We start from the raw sequence: 1,686 nt of genomic DNA, 5'->3' as shown, positions 1-1,686 counted from the left end.
AAGGATTTTGAACTAATCAATCTCAAGCCTCGCCATGCGCGTTTAACTTTTAATGCCGCCCATTCTCTCTCAATTTATATTTTAGAGCTCATGGATCAGCCATAATAAAAACCATATCACGATTACCAGCATTTTCTCGTGCCATTTTTAATGCCTAAAAGGCATTAAAGGGGGGGACTGCTGCTTCTACCCTACAAAACCAAATTTCTATAGCATGACAGAATGAGTAATCACACCGCTCTATGGTTCTCCTCTTCCCCGCGTTTCTAGGCTCCGCTTCTAAAGTCAGTGGGCAATTTCTGTAAATGCAAAAGGCGCCCTTAAGGATGGCGAATGAGGATGGTGCAAAAGTATTGCCTTGATTATTTTTTTAAGAACAAACTAGCTGGTGTACTATTTTTGGAAAGCTCTCGTGCAGAAATATTATNGATGGTGCAAAAGTATTGCCTTGATTATTTTTTTAAGAACAAACTAGCTGGTGTACTATTTTTGGAAAGCTCTCGTGCAGAAATATTATGATGGAGAAGCTAGTCATTATGATAAAAACACAAGTCTTAACTCCGTAAAGAGAGAAAATCTGAGCTTAGATTTAATTCCTACAAAGCCTTTAAGTGCGTGGCATTACATACCTATACGTTCTTCCCCTACCCTACTTAATTTTATAATAAGACAGCTCCTTATAAAAAACAGCACTATTCTTACATACCATAACCATTTTCTCTTTACAGGCTTTCTGCTATCAACATAACACTTTACCCTCTTAAAACACTGTTTGCAAAAGGTTTGCATCATTACAATGATCATAGGCATAGGCTTGCTACCCCAAAAAGCTTGNGGAAAGCTCTCGTGCAGAAATATTATGATGGAGAAGCTAGTCATTATGATAAAAACACAAGTCTTAACTCCGTAAAGAGAGAGAATCTGAGTTTAGATTTAATTCCTACAAAGCCTTTATGCGCGTAAATTACATACCTATACGTTCTTCCTCTACCCTACTTAATTTTATAATAAGACAGCTCCGTATAAAAAACAGCACTATTCTTACATACCATAGCCATTTTCTCTTTACAGGCTTTCTGCTATCAACATAATACTTTACCCTCTTAAAACACTATTTGCAAAAGGTTTGCATCATCACAATGATCATAGGCATAGGCTCGCTACCCCAAAAAGCTTTCTAGGTAAAAATCCGCCTTAGTATTTAGTGATATAGATAGTGTAGATGTTCAAGGAATTGTGTACAGTTTTTTTGTTACAAAAAGTTGCAGATTGTTTTGAGGATGAAGATATACAGGTACACATAGAACAAAGGGAGGGATGATATTAAAATCCAAGAGAATCTGAGTTTAGATTTAGTCCTTGCGCGCCCTTTTAGTGCGTGGCATTACGTACCTATACGTTCTTCCCCTTCCCATTTTTCTTCCAGAGGTGCATGATGATTAGTCGCATGCCCCTTCTTATTTGGTTTTTTATACGTGAGAAGAGTTGCAAGTGATGAGCATGGCATTCCCATGCGTTTAGACGCTACACCTGTTTTTTCCTGCTTTTATTTTCAGAGATTGATGATATTTTTGTTTTCCAGTACTAAGAAGAGCTTTTAGATTTATCGTTTTAGAGAGAAGAAAGCATTCTCTACCTGCCTCTGCCTACCACTGCTTCATTAGGGCATGCCCCTTATTAGTCCTA

The sequence above is a fragment of the Bartonella sp. CL266QHHD genome (genome assembly GCF_042195355.1).
In the GTDB taxonomy this organism is placed as follows: domain Bacteria; phylum Pseudomonadota; class Alphaproteobacteria; order Rhizobiales; family Rhizobiaceae; genus Bartonella.
This window is presented reverse-complemented; position numbering follows the sequence as displayed.